The sequence below is a fragment of the Leptospira semungkisensis genome (assembly GCF_004770055.1).
Lineage (GTDB): Bacteria > Spirochaetota > Leptospiria > Leptospirales > Leptospiraceae > Leptospira_B > Leptospira_B semungkisensis.
Genome location: NZ_RQEP01000019.1, coordinates 350,006 through 369,837 on the forward strand (window position 1 = coordinate 350,006; position 19,832 = coordinate 369,837).

16 protein-coding genes are annotated in these 19,832 nt (G+C 43.5%); 5 read left to right on the top strand and 11 right to left on the bottom strand.

Annotated elements, in window-relative coordinates; translation table 11 throughout:
- Positions 1 to 10 precede the first annotated feature (10 nt).
- The 4 genes from EHO59_RS16025 to EHO59_RS16040 all read left to right on the top strand — a co-directional run bounded on the left by EHO59_RS16025 (position 11) and on the right by EHO59_RS16040 (position 4,382).
- On the top strand, positions 11 to 976 hold the full coding sequence (locus tag EHO59_RS16025; protein ID WP_135589459.1) for an acetylxylan esterase: 966 nt from the start codon (positions 11 to 13) through the stop codon (positions 974 to 976).
- Entirely contained in the window at positions 973 to 2,379 is a 1,407-nt protein-coding gene (gene cysS, locus EHO59_RS16030; RefSeq protein WP_135589460.1) for a cysteine--tRNA ligase, read from the top strand. Before EHO59_RS16025 ends, cysS begins: the two co-directional genes overlap by 4 nt.
- A complete protein-coding gene (gene rlmB / locus EHO59_RS16035) occupies positions 2,376 to 3,119 on the top strand; it encodes a 23S rRNA (guanosine(2251)-2'-O)-methyltransferase RlmB (RefSeq protein ID WP_135589461.1) in 744 nt (247 codons plus the stop codon). Before cysS ends, rlmB begins: the two co-directional genes overlap by 4 nt.
- A gap of 102 nt (positions 3,120 to 3,221) precedes the next feature.
- Positions 3,222 to 4,382 carry a lipase family alpha/beta hydrolase gene (locus EHO59_RS16040; RefSeq protein WP_135589462.1) on the top strand — a complete coding sequence of 387 codons (1,161 nt, stop codon included), beginning with the start codon at positions 3,222 to 3,224 and terminating at the stop codon, positions 4,380 to 4,382.
- A 58-nt stretch (positions 4,383 to 4,440) separates the two neighbouring features.
- On the opposite strand, the gene hisF is transcribed toward EHO59_RS16040, so the two are convergent.
- The 10 genes from hisF to hisD are packed head-to-tail and all read right to left on the bottom strand — an operon-like array spanning position 4,441 to position 18,603.
- Positions 4,441 to 5,208 carry an imidazole glycerol phosphate synthase subunit HisF gene (gene hisF, locus EHO59_RS16045; protein ID WP_135589463.1) on the bottom strand — a complete coding sequence of 256 codons (768 nt, stop codon included), beginning with the start codon at positions 5,206 to 5,208 and terminating at the stop codon, positions 4,441 to 4,443.
- Entirely contained in the window at positions 5,205 to 6,665 is a 1,461-nt protein-coding gene (gene gatA, locus EHO59_RS16050) for an Asp-tRNA(Asn)/Glu-tRNA(Gln) amidotransferase subunit GatA (RefSeq protein ID WP_135589464.1), read from the bottom strand. The genes hisF and gatA overlap by 4 nt, the downstream gene beginning before the upstream one ends.
- Entirely contained in the window at positions 6,662 to 6,952 is a 291-nt protein-coding gene (gene gatC, locus EHO59_RS16055) for an Asp-tRNA(Asn)/Glu-tRNA(Gln) amidotransferase subunit GatC (protein WP_135589465.1), read from the bottom strand. Before gatC ends, gatA begins: the two co-directional genes overlap by 4 nt.
- A gap of 19 nt (positions 6,953 to 6,971) precedes the next feature.
- Positions 6,972 to 8,387: an undecaprenyl-phosphate glucose phosphotransferase gene (locus EHO59_RS16060; RefSeq protein ID WP_135589466.1), complete on the bottom strand. Its 1,416-nt coding sequence runs from the start codon at positions 8,385 to 8,387 to the stop codon at positions 6,972 to 6,974.
- A gap of 1 nt (position 8,388) precedes the next feature.
- Positions 8,389 to 11,349 (bottom strand): LPS-assembly protein LptD, encoded by a 2,961-nt coding sequence (locus EHO59_RS16065; RefSeq protein ID WP_135589467.1) that lies wholly within the window; start codon positions 11,347 to 11,349, stop codon positions 8,389 to 8,391.
- Positions 11,350 to 11,378: 29 nt separating this feature from the next.
- On the bottom strand, positions 11,379 to 12,224 hold the full coding sequence (locus tag EHO59_RS16070) for an undecaprenyl-diphosphate phosphatase (RefSeq protein ID WP_135589468.1): 846 nt from the start codon (positions 12,222 to 12,224) through the stop codon (positions 11,379 to 11,381).
- 22 nt (positions 12,225 to 12,246) lie between these two features.
- The gene (locus EHO59_RS16075) at positions 12,247 to 12,975 is read right to left on the bottom strand and encodes a lipoprotein LipL31 (protein ID WP_135589469.1); all 729 of its coding nucleotides are present in this window, start codon (positions 12,973 to 12,975) and stop codon (positions 12,247 to 12,249) included.
- Positions 12,976 to 13,023: 48 nt separating this feature from the next.
- Positions 13,024 to 16,461 (bottom strand): transcription-repair coupling factor, encoded by a 3,438-nt coding sequence (gene mfd / locus EHO59_RS16080; RefSeq protein WP_135589470.1) that lies wholly within the window; start codon positions 16,459 to 16,461, stop codon positions 13,024 to 13,026.
- A gap of 4 nt (positions 16,462 to 16,465) precedes the next feature.
- The gene (gene panC / locus EHO59_RS16085; RefSeq protein WP_135589471.1) at positions 16,466 to 17,317 is read right to left on the bottom strand and encodes a pantoate--beta-alanine ligase; all 852 of its coding nucleotides are present in this window, start codon (positions 17,315 to 17,317) and stop codon (positions 16,466 to 16,468) included.
- Positions 17,314 to 18,603, bottom strand: a complete 1,290-nt coding sequence (gene hisD / locus EHO59_RS16090) for a histidinol dehydrogenase (protein ID WP_135589472.1) — start codon at positions 18,601 to 18,603, stop codon at positions 17,314 to 17,316. Before hisD ends, panC begins: the two co-directional genes overlap by 4 nt.
- Positions 18,604 to 18,674: 71 nt before the next feature.
- Between hisD and EHO59_RS16095 the strand changes: the two genes are divergently transcribed.
- Entirely contained in the window at positions 18,675 to 19,448 is a 774-nt protein-coding gene (locus tag EHO59_RS16095) for an exodeoxyribonuclease III (protein WP_135589473.1), read from the top strand.
- Here the strand turns inward: EHO59_RS16095 and EHO59_RS16100 are convergent, their stop codons facing one another.
- Positions 19,449 to 19,820, bottom strand: coding sequence for a hypothetical protein (locus tag EHO59_RS16100; RefSeq protein WP_135589474.1), 372 nt, complete (start codon positions 19,818 to 19,820; stop codon positions 19,449 to 19,451). It lies immediately after the preceding gene.
- Between the last annotated feature and the right edge of the window lie 12 nt (positions 19,821 to 19,832).

Genomic DNA, 19,832 nt, shown 5'->3' on the forward strand with positions numbered 1-19,832 from the left:
TGTATCTCTGATGGCTATCAGTTTCGACGAGTGCTTCCAGACCTATCCTCCGTTTGCACCCCCTGCCGATCTAGAAGATTTTTGGGCGGAAGCGATCCGGGAACTTAAAGGTTTTCCGGTAAAGAACCAAACCAAGGCCCTTCTCAAAGGGACCATACTCAAAGAAACCATCTATGATATTTCTTTCCAATCCTACGGAAATGCTACCTTAACCGGTAGTTTGGTTATTCCTCGAAAAAGAGGAGATCTTCCTGTTCTCGTTTATTTTCACGACTACGCAAAAGATAGACCTCAGATCATCAAAGGACTCACAGAAGCTGGGATCGCCCAGCTCATCTTGGATCTAAGAGGCCACGGCACTCAATTGATTCGTCCCGTCTTGAAAGAAGGAGAATTTCCGGATCCTGATTGGACTCCCGGATATTTCCGCAAAGGTCTGGAAGCAAAAGAATCCTTCTTCTTAAAATCGAATTATTTGGATGTGATCCGAACCATAGAGTTCCTACGTTTGACTGACGGGATAGATGGGGATAAGATCATTCTTGCGGGGAAGGGACTCGGCGCCTCCATGGCACTTTTCGGAGCGGCAAATTCTCCTCGAGTCAAAGCACTTATATTAGAAACTCCTAATTTTTGTCATATAGACGATAACCAACTCAAATTAGGAACAAGCTGGTCCAAGGAGATTGCAGAGCAGATCGCTAACGCAAAATCCAAAAAGGCACAGGTCAAAAAGAATCTCTCTTATTTTGATACACTCAATTTCTCCAAGAAGATCAAGATCCCTACTCTTGTTTCCGTCGGTATGGAAGATAAAGTTTCCCATCCTAAATCGGTTTTCGCTCTCTTCAACCACCTAGTTTGTGACAAGAGAATGCAAGTCTATCCTACGGAAGGAAATGAAGCAGGCGTTGCTGGGGACAAACAAAATCTGGCGAATCTGGAATTCTCGAAAGAGATCCTATTTCCGGAATGAAGGAAGTCCGGTTTCATAATTCTCTTACTGGAAACAAGGAAATATTCTCTCCCGAATTTCCAGACAAAGTAAGAGTTTATTCCTGCGGTCCTACAGTATATAACTTCGCCCATCTCGGAAATCTAAGAGCCTTTCTATTCGTAGATCTATTGCGCAGGTCGCTTATCGCATTCGGTTACAAACCTGATATGACGATGAATATTACGGACATTGACGATAAGATCATACGAGAATCCATTGCTTCAGGCAAAACGATCCAAGAATTCACCGCGCCTTGGGTAAAAGCATTTCAAGAAGATTTAGAATCTCTGAATATTCAAAAATTGGAACATTATCCCAAGGCGACCGATTCCATTCCATCTATGGTAGAAATCGTAAAGCATTTGCAATCCAGAGATCTCGTGTATGAAAAGGACGGAAGCCTTTATTATTCCATCTCTAAGTTCAAGGACTATGGAAAACTCTCCAAGATTGACGTTAGTGGAATGAAATCCGGAACTCGCTATGATACAGATGAATACGAAAAAGACGATGTAAGAGATTTCGTTCTTTGGAAATTCCCTAAGCAAGAAGGAGAACCTTCTTGGGAGACTGAGATCGGCTCGGGAAGACCCGGTTGGCATTTAGAATGCTCTGCAATGATCCGAGATGTCTATGGCTCCGGAGTGGACATCCACACCGGAGGAGTAGACCTAACCTTCCCTCATCATGAGAATGAGATCGCGCAAAGTGAAGGAGCCTATCCGAACGAGAACTTCGTTAAGTACTGGCTTCATTCGGAACACTTGCTCGTAAACGGAGAGAAGATGGCCAAGTCCAAAGGCAATTTCTTCACTCTACGCGACTTAACAAAAGAGGGAGCGGACCTGCGCCATATCCGCTTTCTACTGATAGCAGCTCATTATAGATCCAAATTGAATTTCACCAAGGACAGATTAGAAGAAGCAGAACAATCCGTTTCCCGCATCCAAAATTGCGTGAATCGTTTATTGGAAGCCGATTCCAAGTCAGGATCTGCATCAATAAATTCGAATATTCAAATCCCTGAATGGGATGAGTTTCTGGATTCCCTTGCGGATGATCTAAATATCTCCAAATTCTTGGCCTCGGTATTTGAGACAGTCAAGGAAACGAACCAAGCCTTGGACCAAGGATCCATTTCCGAAGAAGGGATCTCGAAACGACTGGAACTATTCAGAAAGATAGATTCTATCTTAGGAATTCTTTCCTTCGAATTGAAAGAAGAAGTATTGGATTCCGAAATAGACGAAATGGTTCGGCAAAGACAAGAAGCCAGACAGAATAAAAACTTTGCAGAAGCGGATAGACTCAGAGACAAATTGAACGAACTAGGTATCATTTTGGAAGACACGAAAGAAGGTCTTCGCTGGAAAAGAAAATGAGTCGTTCCGATTATATCTACGGAAGAAGAAATATCCGAGAGATTCTAGAAAGATATTTGGACCAAGGCTCCGAACTCCCCTTCCAAGAACTTTGGCTCACTCCGGGTGCGAAGAAGGAACTCCAGGATATTCTTTCCGAAATTGGCAATAAGATCAAGATCCAAGAAGCCTCTCCTGGAAAATTGGATCGAATGCTTCCTGGCGTCAATCACCAGGGAGTTCTCGCTTCCAGGATCCTTCTCCATACCGGTGACAAGAAATCCTTCGACGAACATCTAGAAACCTGTAAGGGTCCCATTCTTGTTTTAGATCGTATCCAAGATCCAGGCAACCTAGGAAATATCCTAAGGACCGCAGAATGCTTCGGAGTAGAGACAGTGCTCATTCCGGAGAGAGATTCTTCCGGGATCACTCCCGTTGTAGAGAAAGTTGCATCAGGCGCTCTTGCATATCTAAACGTATTTCGTGTCGGGAACCTGGTTCAAATATTAGAAAAATTGCAAAAACGAAACTTCTGGGTGGTCTCTACTTCCGATCGAGGAGAAGAGGATTGGGCCAAGGTCCCACCTTGGGAAGAATTGGTCATCCTCATGGGAAATGAAGGAGAAGGACTCAAACGGATCCTAATGGAGAAGTCTGATTTTACTGTCAGGATACCACTGCATGGACATATTTCCTCCTTGAATGTGACTGTGGCCACAGGAATCGTTTTAGACCGGCTCAAAAACCGACCACGGTAGTCGCACTGTCGTCATTTATTTATTTCCAAGTAGCGAGATTGTAACCGTTCTCCGCATCAATTCTAGCTTGCGATTTTAGAGGCAGGAGAAGAGAATTTAAGTATGAAAGAACTTTTCTCTTTCCGAATCGTTATCTTACTTATTTCTTTTTTCTCCCTCACATACTGCGGGAATTTGGAGGACAGAATTAAACCTCCGAGTAACGAATCTCTTTCTGACAAGATACGGGATTATCTAACTTCTTCTTACTATGCAGAGCTGAATCACGCAATGTATAAGTTTTCTACTGTAATCACCCCACTCACAGTAAACGATCTTTCTCCTCTATACTTCCAGGATCCCTTTTTCCAAAGAGATAATACTAAGACCAAGATAGTGTTCATTCATGGTTGGGATTTTACCGAAAAGCAAACGGACCCTCCTACTGATTTTAATAAAAAGGTCACTAATCTTCTTTCTACCTGGAACCAGGCCTTAGCATTTACTACTTCTTTGCAGCCTACTGGCGGGCAAACTGTATATCAAAAGTTTGAGGTCTACGTCTTTACATATCGCACATCTGACTATATCGAATTCAACGGAAGAAGGTTTATTGATACCCTCAATAAATATTTTAGCGCTTCGGATAAGGTGATCGTGGTCGCCCACTCTATGGGAGGATTAGTATCCAGATCCGCGATCTTGCACCCGAATAATACGAATGATGTGATTGATCAGATCGTAAGTTTAGGAACTCCGTATTACGGCTCTCCGTTTGCCTCTCCGCAATACCAAGGGAATTTAAACTCCATTGGAACCATTATCAAATTTATGACCAATACTCCTGGCGGAAAGAATTTAGCGTATACGAACGGAATTAGCTCTGGTGTGACTCCTCTCCCGGCAGGCCAGCAAATATATGATGGATTGGATCCAGCCTTTAATCCATTCTTAGAAGGATTGATCGCAAACACTTCTAAGGACGCTCAAACTACGGTGTATGGAGGAGATATTTCTTCTAGCGGTGCCTGTAGCGATGGAACTCACGATATTATCTATCAGAGTGGTTGTTTGGTCTTAGCAAGTGGAGGTTCTCCCACTTTTTCCGATTCGGATGGGATTGTACCATTAAAATCCGGTCTTATGAATAATCGGATCACGAACAACTTTACGGTGAGTGATATGGATCATTCTCAGATGTCCTTTCGGGATGCAACTGGAAGCAACCCGACCCCAGTAACGAATCACTTTAATAACGTATTCAGTTATATCTTTGGGCTTTAATAGAAAATTTTATAGAAAGATAATCAAGCCTTAAGGCTTTTCTCTAAAAGAGACATTCTTAAAGTCGTACCTTAATTCCCATCTCTCTCATATTTTCTTTAGTCTCTCGGATCGTAAATTCTCCGAAGTGAAAGATGGATGCGGCAAGCACTGCGTCAGCCTTCCCTCTCAGAATGGCTTCTACCATATGTTCTGGATTTCCAGCGCCTCCGCTTGCAATAATAGGAATTTCTAAATTAGAAGAAAATGATTTTAGAAGTTGTATATCGAAACCTTTTTTGGTCCCATCCCGATCCATGGAGGTAAGAAGGATCTCCCCTGCTCCCTTAGATTGCGCCTCTTGGGCCCAGTCCAATGCCTCTCTGCCGGTTTCGGTCCTTCCACCATGCAAAAAAATCTCATGGCGTTTGCGCTCCGTATGAAATTTCACATCCACCGCGCATACGATACATTGGGACCCGTAAATTTCGGCAGCTGCACGAAGTAGATCTGGATTTTGAAATGCTGCAGTATTGATGGAAACCTTATCGGCTCCTTTTTCAAGAACTGCTCTTACATCGTCTAGATTCCGAAGTCCTCCACCCACTGTAAAAGGAATAAAAATCCTCTCTGCAACTGCTTCCACCAAATGAATAAGAATATCCCTTTTATCGCTGGAAGCAGTTATATCAAGAAAACATAATTCATCCGCAAGATTCTGTTCGTAAGCAACTGCTGATTCCACGGGATCTCCCGCATCCACCAGATTTACGAAATTTACCCCTTTAACTACCCTTCCATCCTTAATGTCCAGGCAAGGAATGATTCTTGCGGCGAGTTCGCTCATTGGATCTTTTCTGGAAGTTTGACTTTAGAAGACCAATCCGAAATTGATTTGGCAAATCCGAAGATCTTCTCTTCTTGCAAAGAAGGAGCCGTTACTTGCAATCCGATCGGAAGTCCTTTAGAATCCGTTCCTATCGGAATGGACATAGCGGGAACCCCAGCCAAATTCACGGAAGTGGTAAGGATATCTGCCTTGTACATTTGGATCGGATCAGAAGTCTTCTCTCCTACTTTAAATGCAGTAGTAGGAGAAGTAGGTTGCAGGATCAGATCCACTTTTGAGAAATAGCCTTCGTATTCCTTCTTGATCAGTGTTCTTGCTTTCTGCGCTCTTCCGTAATACGCATCATAATAACCTGCGGATAAGGAGAAGGTTCCGAGTAAGATCCTTCTTTGGACTTCTTTTCCGAATCCTTCGCTACGACTTGCTACATAAAGATCTTCTAATTTACCGCTCGGATCCTTTCTCGCTCCGAAGCGTATTCCGTCAAAACGAGAAAGATTAGAAGAACATTCTGCAGTCGCGATGATATAATAGATAGGAATTGAATTAGATAAGAGAGAAAAATCCAGATCCACTAGTTTTGCGCCTTTGGACTCCAATTCACTTAATAATGATTCGTAGGCCTTCGCCACGTCCGGCTCAATTTCTGAACTGATCTTCATCTTTCCGATGCGTAACCCTTGCAATTCCAACGGCTTTGCCTTAGAAGCTTCGAATGCAGGGAGATTCTTAGATGTTGCATCCTTAGGATCCTTTCCGGAAATAATAGAATACACATCTACTACTCCGTCAATGTCCTTAGAAAGAGGACCGATCTGGTCTAAACTGGAAGCATAGGCAACAAGTCCATAACGAGAAACGGTACCATAGCTCGGCTTCAATCCATAAATCCCGCAAAGAGAAGCTGGCTGGCGAACAGAACCTCCAGTATCGGAACCGAGAGCAACCGGAACAAAAGAAGCAGCCACAGCCGCAGCCGATCCTCCGGAAGATCCTCCCGGAATTCGACTCGTATCGAAAGGATTCTTGGTAATCTGGTAAGCGGAGTTTTCTGTAGAGGAACCCATCGCGAATTCATCCATGTTTGCTCTTGGAATAAGAACAAATCCCTTTGCCAGCAGCTTTTCGACTGCAGTAGCGTGGAATGGAGAATGATAGTTTTCTAGGATCTTGGAAGCGCAACTGGTAACAGTGCCCTCGATGCAGATATTATCTTTGATCCCGATCGGTATACCGTCGAATTCTGAAAGAGCCTTTCCTGCTTTTCTTCTTTCTGTGCTTTCGGCAGCGGACTTAAGTATATTATCTTTTTCGAATTTAAGAAAGGCTTTGATCTTAGAATCTTCTGCCTCGATTCGAGAGACCAAGGAATTGGCAAGCTCGGTAGGAGTGAATTCACCCGCATTTAAGCCTTTTTTAATTTGTGAATAGGTTAATTTCCAAAGATCGCTCATGTTTCAATTACCTTAGGAACTACAAAGTATCCGTTTTGAAAGCTAGGAGCAAAGGATTCTATTTGAGAACGATTTAAGCCTTCTTTAGCCTGATCCACTCTGAGAGTGTTTCCCTCATTCGGATATAAGTCTTCGTCCGAAACGGAACTTACATCCAACTCGGTGATCGTATCCACATAATTGAGTACTTTATTAAAATCGGAAAGAAACGCTTGGATATCTTTCGGATCGATCTTGAGTCTTGACAACTCTGCTATTTTTTGGAGGGATTCTTCGTTCAGATTCACGGTTCCTTCTCCTTCTCCTTTAATATGCGTTCTTATCCATGACACCCTTGAAAGGTGTAAGCAGGGTGATCTTAATATCCAGCCATAAAGACCAGTTTTCTATATAATAGATATCCGCCGCTATCCTTTCATCAATAGAGGTGTCGCCTCTGAGACCTTTCACTTGAGCAAGCCCGGTAATACCGGCCTTGACCGCATGCCTTCTCATATAATGTCTATGATCACTCTTAAACTTTTCGACAAAATGGGGTCTTTCCGGCCTAGGACCCACGACGGACATGTCTCCTAAAAGCACATTAAAAAACTGAGGTATTTCGTCAAGGGAGGTCTTACGCAAGATCCTACCGATCGTGGTCACTCTTGGATCATTTTGAATGGTCCAAGTAGTCTCAGACTTGGACTTTTCCTGGACCACCATACTTCTAAACTTGATCATCTTAAAGCTCTTATTATCCAGTCCTACTCTCTCCTGATAGTAGAAGACAGGTCCTCTCGAACTCAGCTTTATTAGCGCAGCAAGGATCAGAAATATAGGAGAAAAGATCAGAATGAAACTGGAAGAAAATAGAATATCAAAGGTTCTTTTGATCGCTCGATTATAACCCAATCGAACCGGGATATTTCGAATGGAGATCACAGGAAGTCCATCCATCTCATCCACTCTTCCCTTGGCCTTGATGAATTCTTGGAAACCTGGAATGACTTTCAGATCGATCCCTTCGGTATCGCAGGCATCGAGAACTTCTTGGAGATGGTCTCCTTCTGCATTATTCAAAGCATATACTACCAGATCCGGTTTCACTTCCAGGAGTGCCTTCTCGATCTTGTTCGTCTTGCCTACTACCTTCATGTCCTTTCGGATTGGCTTGGTAAGCTTAGAACTAACATACCCTACGATCTCATATCCGTAGATCTGGTGTCTTTGGACAGAATCTGCAAATCTACTTGCAGTTTCTCTTACTCCGATGACAAGGACCCTTCTTAAATTATATCCTTTGCTTCTAAGATAACGCAGTATCTGTCTCGTAAGCAAATGAAGTGCCCCGATCGAAAATATATTCGTAGCAGCGAATACTAGAATAAAAGAACGAGAAAATCTTTCACTTCCGAAGTCTCCCCTAAAGAAGAATAGAATAGAAAGTACGGAGAATAAGTTTAGAAACACTCCTCCAACAATAACCAAGAGCTCATCCGCAAAGGAAAGACCTCTTCTGGGATGATACAGATCTATAAATAAAAATACTATGACCTGAGAAATGGAAAGCACGGAAGCAAGCACGAAATAGCTGACCGGATCCACGTAGGAGCGATCGATTCCGCTAGGATCTCCTACATAAAATCTGAGTAGAAATGCGAATAGACAACTACCCAGAGAGAAGATCAAATCCAAGAATACGAATAACAATTTAAAAGTTTGGCTTCTTTCTTTTAGCATATCACTGAGATTCTACTCCCTCCACATAACCCGCTTTTAACGGACGTTTTTTGAATCTATACAAGCGCATTCTCGTCAACTGAGAAGCATCTTCCTGACCAAGGCTGAAATCCGTAAGAGAAATAGAGAAGAAGATGGATTGGTCGTAAAAGGTAACTTGGCTCGCCCCTGTGGTTCCGCCCGGAACGGATCTCAAATCACTACTCAATCCTAAACGGAAGTTCATCGTATGTAAATTATACTTTATGGTTCCCATCACTCGGTTGATATTCAAGGCAGTATTCTGGCGCGCCTGGGTTCCGTTGAGCCCGGTTCCATTGATCAAGTCTTGTCCCAAAGAAGTAGAAGTCATGTTCATGGAAGTAAATGGAGCCGTAGGATCCTGATTCACTATATATCTTTGGTAATAATAATTATCCGTTTGGTTGGTATATCTCCAAGGTTCCGTAACCCTGGAATCGATCTCTGCTTCGAACCCGAGCTCTCTCGTGATATCTATACTTGCCTTGGCATAGATCCTATAATTGTCCACCATAGAAGCGTAATATATATGATACCAAGTAGTCCCCACTTCCAGCTCTCGAATATATCTCAAGAAAGGAAGACGAAAGCCTCCCATTTTGTATGAAACAGTCAGGTTATTCGAAAGAGGTCTTCCGAGAGGAGTGTGATAAACGAAGTCGTTATTAAAGAAGATACCGGAATAGAAGCTTCTCTTTCTTTCCAAGAGACTTCTCTTTCTCTTGCTGAAACCTTCTAAGAAATCTATATAACCGGCAAATCGGAATACAGTAAAATACCAACGTTCTTTGTTCGTAGGTTGAGGCTGGTATTGATCCGAGAAATTTCTAAGATCTCGGATCGTGCGAAGTGAGATCTCGAAATTCTCCAAAGCATAACTTTCCAAAGAAAGTTCCACCTCGTGTTGGCGGTTCTTCATTAAGATCGGATCCTGCAACTCTGGCTTCTCCGCTTCGAGCTTACGATACGTAGCATTAAAGAAAAGAATAGGAGCTCCGACTCTCAGGTTCGTATTCGTTCTGAAGTATTGATAGCTATCCCTGGCAAGGCTTCTCTCCAAAGAGGTGAAGTTCGTATTCACCGTGCTGGAAGAAGCAGTCCCTGCAGGCAGCTGAGCGGATTGCTTTTTAGCACCATAATATACTGCTGGAGCCAAAGAAATATAACTTCCGAAGTTCATAGAAGTTCTAAAGCCAGTCTCACCCTGCAAGAAGGATTGTGTCCGGAGAAGATTGTCCTTATAGTCTCCGTTCGGATCATTATAATTTCCGTCGGGAGTCGGGATTTTCAATTTTTCCTGAACAGGAACCCCGTAGAATCTCAATAACGTATTCGTTAAGTAGGTATCCCAGTAAACCGGAGTTTCAAAATAAGGAAGTCTCGTTACCTCGGAACTATTCTTAATCGTAGTAGAAGGAAGAACATCTACGGTAGGAAAGTAACCTGACTTTCCGAGAGGGGTCAAATTATAGAAGAGCATATTTCTCTTCATGTTAACGTTAACGGAAAGATCTCCCCTATTCTCCGTATAATCCGCCTTCCATTCCAAGGAGTTACGAACATAACCGAATCGAACGTCCCTATAAGTATACAAGGATTGCAAACTATTATTCGGTTGGTACCTATTGCCGTATTCGTATTCGAATAATCTGTTAGTATAATTTTCGTATTGGATGGAGATGTTACGGGTAACGTCCTTTTCCGTATTATTCATCTTGGAATTGAGAAAGATCCGCCCCTTCCACCATGGATCCTTATCTACTCCGATATTAGGGATATTGGTCCCGTAATAATCTCCTTTATCGATCTCGTTCGTGACCCCAGTGGTTCCCAGCCCATAATTCGCAAATCTGTTCTGATAACCAGGAACGATCTGATAGGCCTTATGGTTCGCATAACCTACGTCGATTTGGTAATTCAGATTAGCGCTCTGTCTCCACATTTCCATCTGAAATGCCTGACCGGTCATTTCATAGAAGTCCGCACGGAACTTATATCCCATAGGAGACCAAGAATTTCCAGGTAGAACGGACCACTGGAAGGAGTTCTGCATGAACAACCCTTGGGTATTATTCTTACCCATCTGAGTATTCCAGCCGTTTCCAAGGTTATTATTATAGAAGAATGGCAACCAGAAGACTGTAGTTCCTCCTACCTGAAAACGAACGTTAGATCCTATGATCGTTTTATCATCGTAGATAGTTACCTTATCTACTTTAAAGGAATAATGAGGCTTCTCCGCGTTGCAAGAAGTGAAGTAACCCATCTCCAACATGTAACGCTTATCATCTAGCTTCTTGAACTTTTCGCCCACGAAGTAGGCTGGTGACATGGTCCCTTTGGTATTATAGACCACTCCCTTATCTAACTTATAGTCATAGATGAATTTGTCACCGGTGACCTTAGCTCTTCCGTCCTCGAACTTGATTCCACCTTCCGCATAGATCTCTTGTCTGTCCGAATCCACAGAGATCGTTTCGGCTTCGAGGGCACCGGTTCTCAGCTTCAGACGAACCCTTCCCCGCAAGACAAGAACTCCACCCTTGGTCTTGTCCACACGCATGAGTTCCCCTTCTGCAGCGTTCTCGATTACCATAGGAAGTTCTTTCTTATTTGTTTCGGCTAACGCGGAGAAGTCGGGTTTCGTATCTTCTTTTTCTCCAAGAGCAGCTTTCAGTCTCTTGCGTCTTGTATATATGGATCCTTCTCTAGAAAGACCTAGGTTTTCTAACTGCTCGTCCACTTCTCTTTCGCTCAGGATCTCTATGGATCTTCCGAGCAAACGGTTTCGAGTCTTGACTACGGATCTTTGGGTATCATCTTCCGTTGCAGTTGCCTCGGGAAGTCCGGGCACGCGAGGGCCTGAGTCACCAGTCTGCTGAGCCAATGCAAGGCTAGGCAGAAATAGAAGAATTAGACAATTTCGGATCCAGGGGCGCATTCCGCGATAAGCCAGACTATTGGGTCGGGTCAGTCCTGCATTACTAATTTATAGAAGGCCAGCACGCTAATTCCTAATAGAATGCGATACCAGCCGAATCCGGTAAAGGTATGAGCCTGCAAATATTTCAGGAACCACTTTATTACTAAAAAACAAAGTATAAAGGAAGCGAAAAATCCAAGGCATAGGATAGGCAAATTGTCTCCGTCCAAAATGCTTCTGTGTTTGTATAACTTATAGGCACTTGCCAGAAACAAAACAGGCACCGCAACGAAGAAGGAGAATTCAGCAGAACTCTTGGTATCTTTTCCTAAAAGCCTCGCAGTAACGATAGTCGCTCCCGAACGGGACACACCCGGGATCAAGGCTAAACATTGAAAGATACCTATAATGATCGCATCTTTTAAGCGAATAGGATTCTCTCCCTTATCTTTGGAATTGCGTTCAAACCAATATTCCGAAAAAAGAATAAAGACTCCTCCCACAAGCCAAGCCCAGCCCAAGATCGCGAGAATATCATCTCTTCCCTTGATCGTGTCCAGAAATCCCCGAAAAGCGAAGCCCGCAAGCAAGATGGGCAGAAATCCGACCACAACCTGGGTCAAGAACAGGAAACCTTCCTTGTTCTCACTCTTCTTCAAAAGGTAAGAAAAAGCTGATTTTCCCTGTAAAAGGAATTTGTCCTTATATAGAACAAGTACGGAAAGAATAGCACCACTTTGGATGAATATATCGAAGAGGTCGTCGAATTCCTCCCCTTCCGGAAACGGAAAGAAGGTGGAGAAGAGGAAGAGGTGTCCTGTAGAGGACACCGGTAAAAATTCCGTAAGCGATTCGATGATGCTTCGGAAAAAAGCGTTTAAGTAAGAATTCAATTCGGTAAGTTAAAAATTAAGCTTACTTTGTTTCCGTAGCAGGAGCAGCGGCAGGAGCCTCCGGAGCCGGAGTAGAAGCTGCCTCTCCTTTCTTAGAATCTGGGAAAGTGAATTCTTGGTCTAAGTATTTTTCCAGATCAAACTTATCGTTATGTTTGATGGAAACACCTTCTTTGATTCTGTCGAGAACTGACTGATATACAGTCTTGGATTTTTCGCCTTTGATCTGAGCGCGGACCGCATCGTAGCATTGCTCGATAGTAAGAGACTCAGCTTGTTTGTATTTCGCTCTTAGCTCTTTACAACCAGCTTCTAACTCTTGTTCAGTGATCTTAATTCTAGATTCGATCTGCTCGGTGATGTACATGTTGGAAATCAACTGCATCTCTTGGAACTTTAAGATTTCTTTAATATCGGATCTCTTGCTGAAACCGCTCTTGTCAGCAGCTGCTTTGATCACCAGCATCTGGCGATAGTTCTCGAAGAATCTTCTCTTCTTGAATTCGTTTCTTAAAACTAAGAAACTTTGAGGAACCTTGTCTTCGCTTTCAGTTAAGAACTTGATGATATTCTTTTTTTCGATATTTTGAGTGCGGCTCAGAGTGTCGAGCGCGGTATCATACGCAGCCTCGAAGCTTGCAGTGGTGACCTTATTGCCATCGATGGACTCGATGACCGGGGTTCCGTCCCCACAGTTTGCATACGCAATGAATGAAAATATTACAGTTAAAGATACAAATAGCCGTTTCATTTAGAGGAATTCCTATGCAAAAAGTAGTACCACCTGCCCTGGCGTCTATTACTTTTTGTCAGGCTGCATTTCCGTTAAGAAATACACTAATTGCGAAAGTTTGTCTTTCAGATTGGCTTTGCCAGGAATGTAGATGAGGACGTTGGGCTCTCTCGGATTCATGGTAAGTCCCATTCTTGCCGAGATCAAATTCACAATTTTGTCGTAACTTCCTAAAAAGTGGGAACCTAATTTTAAACGAACTTCTTCGCCAAGTTCGGAAACGGATTCAAAACCCAAGGCAGAAGCGAGAGTACGAATCCTTTCCAACATAAGGAATGTCTTTGCTTCTTCCGGAGGTTCTCCGAAACGATCCGTCATTTCCTTTGTCACCTCGTCAATTTCATCCAAGTCTCTTGCGCCTTCAAAGCGTTTGTAGAATTCTATCTTTTGTCTTGTATCGGAAATGTAAGTTTCCGGAATGAAGAAGTTCGAATCTAGATTGATTGCAGTCCGAACTTCTATCTTAACATCCTCTCCCTTGATCCTTGCAATCGCCTCCTCCAACATCTGGACATAGAGATCGAATCCCACTTCCATGATGTCACCGGATTGCTCTTTGCCGAGTAAGTTACCCGCGCCTCGGATCTCGAGGTCTCTCATGGCAACCTTGAAACCGGAACCGAGCTCTTGGTACTCGTAGATCGTATTCAGACGCTTCTCCGCATCTTCAGTTACCACTCTGTCTTTGGGGAGAAGAAGATATGCGAATGCCTTTCTATCACTTCTTCCAACCCTACCTCTGATCTGATAAAGCTGGGATAGTCCGAATAGGTCCGCTCTCTTTACGATGAGAGTATTCACATTCGGGATATCGATCCCTGATTCTATGATTGTAGTTGTGACCAAAATATCAAACTTTCGCGCGTAGAAATCCACCAAAGTCTCTTCGATCTCTTCTTCCGTCATTTGGCCGTGAAGTACGCCGATAGATGCTTCGGGAACAATTTCGTTTAACCGCTTCGTTTCTTGTTCAATCGATTCCACACGATTATAAAGATAGAATACTTGTCCTTCTCTAGAGAGTTCGTTTCGGATAGCCTCTCTTAAGACCTCCTCATCCTCTTCGATCACATACGTTTCTACGCTTTGTCTGTTTTTAGGAGGAGTCGCGATAATGGAAAGTTCGCGTATCCCGGTCAATGCCATGTGCAATGTTCTTGGAATTGGAGTCGCAGTAAGAGTAAGAACATCCACTAAGTTTTTCATCTTCTTGATGGATTCCTTATGGTTCACTCCAAACCTTTGCTCCTCATCGATGACCAAGAGTCCCAGATTTTTAGGTTGAACCGAATTCGCAAGAACCGCATGGGTCCCGATCACCATATCCACTTTTCCGGAAGAGAATCTCTTGAGAACATCCCTCGTTTCTGCGGGAGTACGAAGGCGAGACACGAGCTCCACACTGATCGGATAGTTCTCGAACCTCTTTCTCATATTATTATAATGTTGTAATGCAAGAATAGTCGTGGGTGCAAGCATCAGGATCTGCTTTCCTGCCATGGCAACCTTGAACGCGGCCCGGATCGCTACTTCAGTCTTGCCATAACCCACGTCACCGCAGACCAAACGATCCATTGGCTTGGGAGACTCTAGGTCTTTCTTGACTGCTTCAATCGCTTCGATCTGATCCGGAGTCTCCTCGTATTCGAACTCTGCCTCGAACTCCTCTTGGTAGATCGTGTCGGGAGGAAAGGAATATCCCTGAAGCTTGATCCGATTCGAATACATTCTCACCAAATCTTCCGCAAGACCCTCGACAGCTTTTTGCACTCTGTCTTTAGTCTTCTTCCAAGTACTTTTTCCAAGACTATCTAATCTAGGCCTTTCGGTCCCGCCTACGAATCTTTGGACAAGAGAGATCTGATCCAAAGGAACAAACAGAGTGTCTCCTCCGTGATATTCCAGTTTAAGAAAGTCTCTTTCCTTTCCACCTGCATTCACTCTTTCTATCTTCAGGAATTTTCCGACCCCATGATTCACATGGACTACGAAGTCACCTTCCTTCAGATCTAAGAAGCTTTGGATGGCCTTACTGCTCTGTTTCTTGAACCTGGTCTTGCGTTTGTATTCTCTTCCGAATACATCGTTCTCGGATAATAGAAGAAGTTTCTCTTCTTCCCATAGAAAGCCGTTACGTATCTCGGAGACTACTAGGTATACGTCATTGCCGGACTTAGCAGGAATTGAGATCGGTTCGGGCTCGGTCGCTTCTGGATTTAATAAACGAATTCCTTCCGACTCGAATAAACCCAAAAGTCTCTGGGTTTGTGCCTCGAAGGAAGAAGTAAGGATCACTCTCCACCCTTCTTCTACTTTTAATTCTCCGATCTTTTCCCTAACTTCTCTGATCTTTCCCTTGAAACCGGGCGCTTCCTTGAGAGGACAGACCAAGTCCGTTTCTTTGCTCGGCGGAAGTTGAGTAAAACTTACCCCTTGCAACTTTTCTAATGCCTCCGACTCTTCTCCTTCTCTTAAAAGAAAGGAAGGAGAAGCACATAAGATTTCTGTACTTCTTTTTTCATAGAGCGCTGAATATTCCCTCTGCAAATGAGAGGTCCTCTCTTTTACCCCGTTCGGATCTGGAAAGATAAGCAAAGGTTTTATATTAAAAAAAGATAAAATTCCTTTATTCTCTCGGATCATTGGGATCAATTCTTCGTAATATGTTCCGCCGGATCCGTCAGGTATTTCAGGAAGATGCAAAGAAGAATCCGCATTCGAGATAAGCTCTCTATACTTTTCCTTTTGTGCGTCCGTTAGGACGAATTCATCCGCCGGCAAAAGCAAGGCCTCTTGCAGAGAATCGGAAGATCTTTGGGTTTCTGGGTCGAAGGTGCGAATGGATTCCACCTCGTCTCCAAAGAAATCGATCCGCACAGGATCAGAAGAGAAGGAAGAAAACACGTCCAGGATTCCTCCCTTCAGACTGAATTCTCCGAATGCCTGACACATATCTACTCGATGATATCCGAGACGAATTAGCTCTCTCATCAAAGTTTCTGGTTCAATTTCTTGGCCGATCTTTACGGAAAGAGATCTATCCTTTAGCGCGGAAGCCTCCGGCAAAGTCTTTAGAAAACCGGATACGGAAGTGAAGACTAAAACTTTTTCACCGGACAAGATACGAGCGAGAGCCTTGATCCTCTCTCTCTTCATCTCTTGCGGATAACGCATATATTCGTAAGGCAAGACTTCCTGGCCCGGAAGATAACAAATAGAATCCGCATCCAGATAGCTCAAGGCTTCTCTATATAAAAATTCGCCTTCTATACTCGTAGGAGCTACTACGATAGAAGATTGTTTTAGACGTTTAAAAATACTCGCAGACAGAAGAGAATGCACTGAGTTGGGAACAGAAGAGATCCTTGTTCCTGACTCAATAGAAGAAAAAAGATCCTCTATAGGTTTTTTCCAATCAGAAGGAAGGGAAGAAGACTTTGCCATAGAATCAGGAAACCTTCACGGTCAGATTATCGATCAATCGGACCTGCCCTAAGAATACAGCCACTGCAAGAAGGATCTCGCCTTTTAATATATGCAATTCTTCTAATGTTTCCGCATTCAATACTTCTAGATAATCTATCTTAATCAGAGAAGAAGAATCCAAAACATCCTTCATTACTGTCAGCACCTCTGCTGGATCCTTCTCGCCTTGTTTAATCAGATTTTCCCCTAAACGAAGAGCTCTACTCAAAAGCAAAGCCTCTTCTTTTTCCTTAGGGCTCAAACGAGCATTTCTGGAGCTTAAGGCAAGTCCTTGCTCGGAGCGAACAGTATCCACACCGATAACTTCCATCGGAAAACCTAAAGCTTTTGCGAAATCCTTAACGATCAAAAACTGTTGGTAATCCTTCTTACCGAAATAGGAACGATCCGCAGGAATTGTATGAAAAAAACGGGATAATACCAGAAGCACACCTTCGAAATGGCCGGGACGAGTGGTCGCATCTAGATTCTTCATGAGATGAGGGACTTTCAATTCTACGGAAGGAATTCCTCCTGGATACACAGTATCCTTTGCAGGAAGATACACAAGATCCGCTCCTGCTTCTTTACAAATTTGTAAATCACCTTCCGTATTGACCGGATACTTTGCATAATCTTCCGGATCGTTGAACTGAGCGGGGTTCACAAAGATGGAAACAACGGTCTTGTCATTCTCAGAAACGGATCTTCTAAATAGATCCGCGTGTCCCTCATGCAAGAAACCCATTGTAGGAACAAAACCCACCTTCAGACCTTTGGATTTCCAGGAAAGAATAGTCTCTGTGATTTCTTTCGGATCGGAAGAATGGATCATAGATCTCTCTTAGGAAGGCGGACCTTTACAGAATTCCCATGCTCTTCGTCTAGGCCTTCGAATTCGGATAATACTTTCACATAAGGATATAATTTCTCTAGAGAATCTTGGGTCACTTCTTGGTAGGTGACTCTTTTTAAGAAAGTCATCACTCCTAAAGAAGAGAAGATCCTACTTCCGCCTGCTGTAGGAAGAATATGATTTGTGCCGCTGATATAATCTCCCATTGCCACTGGAGAATAAGGTCCCAAAAATACGGAGCCCGCATGCTTTATTTTTTTGAATAATTCCTTATAATTCTTTGTCTGGATCTCCAAATGTTCCGGTGCATATAAATTCGAGAATTCAACGCAGGAATCTAAATTAGGAAAAACTAATATCCAGCTCTCATTCTCTATCGAGGCTTTCTTGATCTCCGCCCTCTTAGGTCTTTCCTTCAGAGCAAGATCGATCTCGGCCGCAACCTTCTTTGCAAAATCCATAGAATCTGTGCATAGAATAGCGGCAGAATCCTCTCCATGTTCCGCTTGGGAAAGAAGGTCCGCTGCAACCCAATTCGGATTAGCAGAATCGTCCGCGATCACAAGAACTTCACTCGGCCCGGCAGGACTGTCTATACCGATCACGCCTTGACCGCTCAAAATGATTTTTGCGGCAGTCACGAATTTATTTCCAGGACCGATCACGAATTCGGAGCGAGGAATACTCTTTGTCCCGTAAGAAGCGGCAGCAATTCCTTGTGCTCCTCCTACAGTCACGATCGCATCCGCACCAGCAATCTTTGCTGCGGCAAATAATCCATCCGGGATCCCTCCCTCTTGAGGAGGAGTTACGATCTGCACATGCTTTACACCGGCGATCTTTGCGGGCAGAACACCCATTAGAATGGTAGAAGGATACAATGCCTTTCCACCAGGTGCATATACAGTTACTGATTCAATAGGAGTATAACGTATCCCGAGAGAATTTCCGGAGACATTCACATCTAGATCCGAAGGGACCTGAGCTTTATGGAATGCACTTATATTTTCTTTTGCCTTTTCTAGAGCTGCTACCAGTTCAGGACTCGCGTTCCCTTTCCATTCGGAAACAGGATAATAAAAAGAAGAAGGTTGTAATTTGTCGAATTTTAGGGTGAGCTCTCGAACAGCTTCATCCCCTCGGGTTCGGACTTCTTCCAAAATGGGTCGAACCAAAGATAGAGTATCGTTTAAATCCTGCTTTGCCCTTTGTAGGATCGATTCTAAGGAAAAACCGGCGTCTACTTCTCGGATCCGAATGCCCATACGGACATATTTTTTCTTTGCCCGGACTTCGCATCCCGAAAATCCTGGGTTCTCTTCTAAGGACAAGGGCCATGAAAGTTTTTTGCCTCAACTGTAACGGGATTCGATCTTCTTGGGAAAAAGGATTGGGAGATATACTTTCTTCCGAAAAACCGGACTTCGTGTGTTTCCAAGAGACCAAGGCGCAGCCGGACCAACTCTCTCCGGAGCAATGGGAGGGCTTGGGTTATAAGGCCTATTTTCATTCGGCAGAAAAGAAAGGATACTCCGGGGTCAGTCTCTGGACAAAGAAAGAACCTAAGAAAGTCACCTACGGCATCGGAGTGGATGAATTCGATAAGGAAGGAAGAAGCGTCCTTGCGGAATTCGATTCTTATGCGATCTGGACTGTTTACTTTCCTTCCGGCACTACTGGGGACGTAAGACAGGCTGCCAAGATGAGATTTCTAGAAGAATTTCTGAAACTCGCGACTAAATTAAAGAAGAAGCATACAAACCTCATCCTTTGCGGAGACGTAAACATTGCTCATACCGAAAGAGATATACATGATCCGAAAGGGAACGCAAAGAGTAGTGGCTTTCTTCCGGAAGAAAGAGCCTGGGTCACGAAATTTCTCTCTTCTGGATGGCTGGATAGTTTTAGAGAATTGTATCCTGACAAACAAGAATACACTTGGTGGACTTTTAGAGCGGGCGCAAGAGGAAAGAATAAAGGATGGAGGATCGATTACTTCTTCGTAACTCCTGAATTAAAGACTAAACTGAAAAGTTTAACTGTGAAAAAGGATCCAATCCTTTCCGACCATGCAGCGATGATCTTAGAAGTAGACCTTCCTAAGAAATGATCATTTCTTAGGAAGAGTAAGATTTATCTTAGGAAGATTCTTCTTTAGAAAATCTGAAAGTTCCGACTCGAATACAAGAACCGTGTCCGTGATCCTCTCGGGAGATTTGGAACGAACCATCTTCTTATCCAAGAGCTTGCCTGAAAACAGGAGAGGTTCTTTCCAAAAAGGAACTCGGATCTCTATTACTGCGTTTGTTCCTTCCTCAGGATCAGGATGAAAACGATCCAAAGTAAAACTCAGAGCAGTTCCTTCGATCCCTTCCCAAGTAGCAGGAAAGTCACCGGAAGCAGAATGAACTTGAACGGGAACTTTTACCGTTTCAAAGAATCGATTCTTGAACTCCTGTACGATTTTATCCAAAATAGCCATCTATGTTTCTCT

Coding starts and splice junctions, on each gene's coding strand:
- EHO59_RS16025 (WP_135589459.1), top strand. CDS start 11: ATGGCTATCAGTTTCGACGAGTGCTTCCAGACCTATCCTCCGTTTGCA.
- cysS (WP_135589460.1), top strand. CDS start 973: ATGAAGGAAGTCCGGTTTCATAATTCTCTTACTGGAAACAAGGAAATA.
- rlmB (WP_135589461.1), top strand. CDS start 2,376: ATGAGTCGTTCCGATTATATCTACGGAAGAAGAAATATCCGAGAGATT.
- EHO59_RS16040 (WP_135589462.1), top strand. CDS start 3,222: ATGAAAGAACTTTTCTCTTTCCGAATCGTTATCTTACTTATTTCTTTT.
- hisF (WP_135589463.1), bottom strand. CDS start 5,208: ATGAGCGAACTCGCCGCAAGAATCATTCCTTGCCTGGACATTAAGGAT.
- gatA (WP_135589464.1), bottom strand. CDS start 6,665: ATGAGCGATCTTTGGAAATTAACCTATTCACAAATTAAAAAAGGCTTA.
- EHO59_RS16060 (WP_135589466.1), bottom strand. CDS start 8,387: ATGCTAAAAGAAAGAAGCCAAACTTTTAAATTGTTATTCGTATTCTTG.
- EHO59_RS16065 (WP_135589467.1), bottom strand. CDS start 11,349: ATGCGCCCCTGGATCCGAAATTGTCTAATTCTTCTATTTCTGCCTAGC.
- EHO59_RS16075 (WP_135589469.1), bottom strand. CDS start 12,975: ATGAAACGGCTATTTGTATCTTTAACTGTAATATTTTCATTCATTGCG.
- mfd (WP_135589470.1), bottom strand. CDS start 16,461: ATGGCAAAGTCTTCTTCCCTTCCTTCTGATTGGAAAAAACCTATAGAG.
- panC (WP_135589471.1), bottom strand. CDS start 17,317: ATGATCCATTCTTCCGATCCGAAAGAAATCACAGAGACTATTCTTTCC.
- hisD (WP_135589472.1), bottom strand. CDS start 18,603: ATGGGCATTCGGATCCGAGAAGTAGACGCCGGTTTTTCCTTAGAATCG.
- EHO59_RS16095 (WP_135589473.1), top strand. CDS start 18,675: ATGAAAGTTTTTTGCCTCAACTGTAACGGGATTCGATCTTCTTGGGAA.
- EHO59_RS16100 (WP_135589474.1), bottom strand. CDS start 19,820: ATGGCTATTTTGGATAAAATCGTACAGGAGTTCAAGAATCGATTCTTT.